Source organism: Gammaproteobacteria bacterium (assembly GCA_003696665.1).
In the GTDB taxonomy this organism is placed as follows: domain Bacteria; phylum Pseudomonadota; class Gammaproteobacteria; order Enterobacterales.
The window spans coordinates 1-3,510 of the sequence record RFGJ01000643.1 but is presented as its reverse complement, the minus strand read 5'-3'; the positions used below and the strand labels follow the sequence as shown (position 1 = coordinate 3,510).

Sequence of the window (3,510 nt, the reverse complement as noted above, 5' to 3'; positions counted from 1 at the left end):
GCAGCGTGACGGAGATCAGGTCATACGCCGTCGGCGCCAGGATGGCGTTCTTCAGCGTGACAGAGTCCTCGATGACGAGAACGCCTGTTTGTACATCGATTCGTCCTATCATTCGGCATCCACTTTTTTGATGGGCTCGTATGGCTGATGCCGCACACCGACCTCGCTGATGGCGTCAATCCATTCCGGACGGATGGGCCGCTTCAGCTTGATCGAAAGGGCATTGGCCGCATCCTCAAGGGTGGGCTTGCCTCCCTGTGCTGTCAGCAGCAGCTCCACGACGCCACGATGGTGGCGATGGTAAAGGTGCACGATCACCACTTCGGTGGCGCTGACCAGAAAATGTCGCTTGACCTTCGGTACTGCCATCACTCTTCCTTTTTCTTCCTGATTTGATAGTAACCCTGACCCGAAATGATGGTCAGCAAGGCTGTCCAGGCAAAGTTGATGTCCACGCCAAAGACGACAAAGACGACGATGATGGCAAGAGCATAGGCGATGTACGTAACAAACTTGTCAATCTTCCCGTAGAAGGGCAGAAGCTTGACAGTCTCACTGGTCAGCACGCCAAGGATGATGCTGAAGATGAAGGTGTAAAGCCCCAACATGTCGTTGGGCGCATTGCCAATGGTGTCCACGAACTCCTTGGTGTTGTCGTACACCGAAGAATCCACCTGCGCCAAAATGCAGGTGACTGCCAAAAGCGCGGTGATGAGGGTCAGAAGCTTCTTCATGACGTCAGTTTTTGTAAAGATATGGGTTTCTCAAATAAGATGCCTGATTCTTTCGAGGTCGATATTTTCTCCAGGACAGGTCGGTTTATTGAAGTCTCTGTGCCCCTTGATGGCAAGGGTGCGACCCACCTCATCAAAGACAAGCGTCACCGCTCTCGCTGCTGCAAGGAGCTGTAACCGACATGGCTCTTCCAGCATAAAGTTGCCTACAAGACAGATGCCTACAGTGTGTGTGTTGTGACGAGCGACGTGATAGCTCTTCGTGTGAAGATCGTTTGTCTTGTAGATGATGCCGTCCTTGCCCACCACGTAGTGATACCCGATGCCAGGCCAGTTGTGATGCTCTACGTGGAAACGCGCAAAGGCGAAAGGATCACCTCCCTTGGTCCCACTGTGGTGAATCACTACCGTGTCGATGTCGGCAAGGCTGCGTGTATGATACCTCTTGGTATCGTGGCGTGGCAGCTGATCAACAAGGTCAACATAGCGCCCTTCAATGAGATCTTCAACGCGACGACGCACTTGCTCAAGCTCTGTCAGTATCTTGCTCATCTTGGTCATATTCCTTAAAGTGACTCTTGATTATGTCCAGAAAGCTGTTGGTCACAGGAATGCCAATGCTACCTATGAACTTGGCCCCTTCTTGACTGTCGATAGGCCAGGTGAGGACAAGCAAGTCCTCCTCTATGTTGTTGAAGTGGCGCAATCGCAAGAAGTAAATAGCAGGACTGTTGCCTACGGCATTGAGCTTCTCAATGCGTTCCATGTATTCGAACACCTCCTCCCCATGGACCGTTCGCATTGGAAGACCAGCAGGCGTCTGATTGATTTGGAATAATTTCTCGTACTTGCTGTTGTACAATACGAGAATCTGCTCGTCAGGCTTGAGCAGCTTGATCCATGTTGGCCATGGCAAAGAGAGAACGGAAAGCGTCCTGTTGGAGATGTTATCCAACGCATCCTGCAAATAGTCAATCCTTCGAGATTGGTTCTCGATGCGCCGCTCCAACGACTCTATCTTTCGTTCTTGCTTTTCTATCAAGGCATCATATTTTGCAGCAAGTGTCTCAAAGTCAACTCGCCGCTGTTTTCTTAAGTTGATCATGAAATCAAAGATGTGTTTAAACAAATCAACTATGGGGGCAAATATGCCCCCCAATATTTTCCCCATCGTGTTACCATTTTGTGTTTTTATGTTGTCTGGGTATGTAGGTGCATCAGTTTGCTCTGTAGTGCACTTCAATGTCAATCCGGCCCGTGTTCCCTGAAGGGATGTTTACAGTGATGTTCGGCTTCTTGTCGCCGTCACTGTCGTCAATGAGCACACCAAGAGGGCTCAGAGTATTGACATTCACAGCACTTGCCTGCATCTGATCCAGGATAAGCGTGTTCGTAGCATCGAAAGGCAGTGTCACCTCGTACACTTTCTGCGTGCCAGTTCCTGCAATGTCGAACGAGAGCAGGTAGGTCACCTCATTGCCGACACGCGTGTAATGCCACTTGACGTTGGATGCTGAAGCCGATGCTCCGCCATCAGTGATGGTGGCTGTCGTGCCTCTGTTGTATTCCACAGGATGCAGCTTGACATACCCGTTGGCATCAGTGCTGACGATACTCGTAGGCGCACCCCCATCATCGCGTGTGTTGGGATACTTGATCCACTGCCAGTCACCTGTATCCCACAGCTTGACGTAGAGCTCAAGCGGCGACCAGGTGCCCCAGCCGAAGAGCGGTCGGTTGTGGACCCTGTAGTGACCGCCAAAGTTGCCGTTCTGATCCCACTTGACACCACGTACCCAGAAAGCCCATACAGGCCAGGACGTGCTCTGCTGCGAATAGGCACTGTCGATCTCGACCTGCCAGCCGGAGCCGCTGCTTTGGTTCGTTTTGACAAGCAGCGCACCGCCTTTCGTTGGCGTATTCGATGTTTGGACAAGGAAGTAGTAGTCCCACGGCTTCTTGCCGCCACTGACAAAGAAGGGCGAACCATAAGGCGGCGTGTTCAGGCCGGCATGGATGGATACGTAGTTGGCGTTGAAGAAGCCTGGATTGTCGTCTTTGTCCAACGGCTTGCCTCCATGCATCCAGAACTTGGGCGTGATGATCCCTTTCGTCTTGATGGTGTCCGTCACTGTCTCCTCGGCAATGATGTCCGTAGTCTGTACAATCTTGGAATTGATCTCGTCAGCCTGGAACTGCGAGACGTTAAGCGACGGGACCTTCTCCGTCGAGCCAATGCGGTAAACCTCAATGTATGGCGCATTGCGGTCTGCCACGTACAAGTAGCCACCATCGATCGCAAGTGATCGTGGGCTCACGCCTTTGATCTTGATCTTTTTGACCAGTACTGGATTGTCAATGTCCTTCAAGCTGATGACTGCAATCACGCTGCCATCAGCATTGTTGTCCGAAATGTAGGCGTAATCGCCCACGATCTTCAGGTGGTGGAACGATGCCGAACCGCCCTTGATGCCACCAAAGGCCCATCTGCGCTGCGGATGAAGAGGATCGTCAAGAGTGAAACAGTAGAGCGAATCTCTCGTGCCAACGAAGAGTCGATCCTTGTGGACAAAGAGAGAGGTGTTGTTGTTGTAGCCTTCAACCAGCAATTTGGTAGCAAGGCTGTCCCCTCTCAAATCCACGACATAGACTGTATCAGAATGAGAAACGTTCATCGGGACATACATGGCGTCCCCAAAGAAAGCAGCACGTGAGTTCTGGTAGAAAGGATACGGTAACTTCAGGTCCCTTGCTACAAAGGACGTCTCCCCGCTGT

General features: G+C 51.6%; 5 protein-coding genes. All 5 read right to left on the bottom strand.

Annotation, left to right across the window (positions count from 1 at the left end; translation table 11 throughout):
- Positions 1-108 precede the first annotated feature (108 nt).
- From D6694_15450 to D6694_15430, 5 genes are read right to left on the bottom strand one after another with little or no spacing between them, the layout of a single operon-like run.
- Positions 109-369 carry a hypothetical protein gene (locus tag D6694_15450; protein ID RMH34118.1) on the bottom strand — a complete coding sequence of 87 codons (261 nt, stop codon included), beginning with the start codon at positions 367-369 and terminating at the stop codon, positions 109-111.
- A complete protein-coding gene (locus tag D6694_15445) occupies positions 369-734 on the bottom strand; it encodes a hypothetical protein (protein ID RMH34117.1) in 366 nt (121 codons plus the stop codon). The genes D6694_15450 and D6694_15445 overlap by 1 nt, the downstream gene beginning before the upstream one ends.
- Positions 735-764: 30 nt before the next feature.
- Positions 765-1,295, bottom strand: coding sequence for an N-acetylmuramoyl-L-alanine amidase (locus D6694_15440; GenBank protein ID RMH34116.1), 531 nt, complete (start codon positions 1,293-1,295; stop codon positions 765-767).
- Positions 1,261-1,905 carry a hypothetical protein gene (locus tag D6694_15435; GenBank protein RMH34115.1) on the bottom strand — a complete coding sequence of 215 codons (645 nt, stop codon included), beginning with the start codon at positions 1,903-1,905 and terminating at the stop codon, positions 1,261-1,263. The genes D6694_15440 and D6694_15435 overlap by 35 nt, the downstream gene beginning before the upstream one ends.
- A gap of 46 nt (positions 1,906-1,951) precedes the next feature.
- Entirely contained in the window at positions 1,952-3,421 is a 1,470-nt protein-coding gene (locus tag D6694_15430; protein ID RMH34114.1) for a hypothetical protein, read from the bottom strand.
- Between the last annotated feature and the right edge of the window lie 89 nt (positions 3,422-3,510).

Coding starts and splice junctions, on each gene's coding strand:
- D6694_15450 (RMH34118.1), bottom strand. CDS start 369: ATGGCAGTACCGAAGGTCAAGCGACATTTTCTGGTCAGCGCCACCGAA.
- D6694_15445 (RMH34117.1), bottom strand. CDS start 734: ATGAAGAAGCTTCTGACCCTCATCACCGCGCTTTTGGCAGTCACCTGC.
- D6694_15440 (RMH34116.1), bottom strand. CDS start 1,295: ATGACCAAGATGAGCAAGATACTGACAGAGCTTGAGCAAGTGCGTCGT.
- D6694_15435 (RMH34115.1), bottom strand. CDS start 1,905: ATGGGGAAAATATTGGGGGGCATATTTGCCCCCATAGTTGATTTGTTT.
- D6694_15430 (RMH34114.1), bottom strand. CDS start 3,421: ATGTATGTCCCGATGAACGTTTCTCATTCTGATACAGTCTATGTCGTG.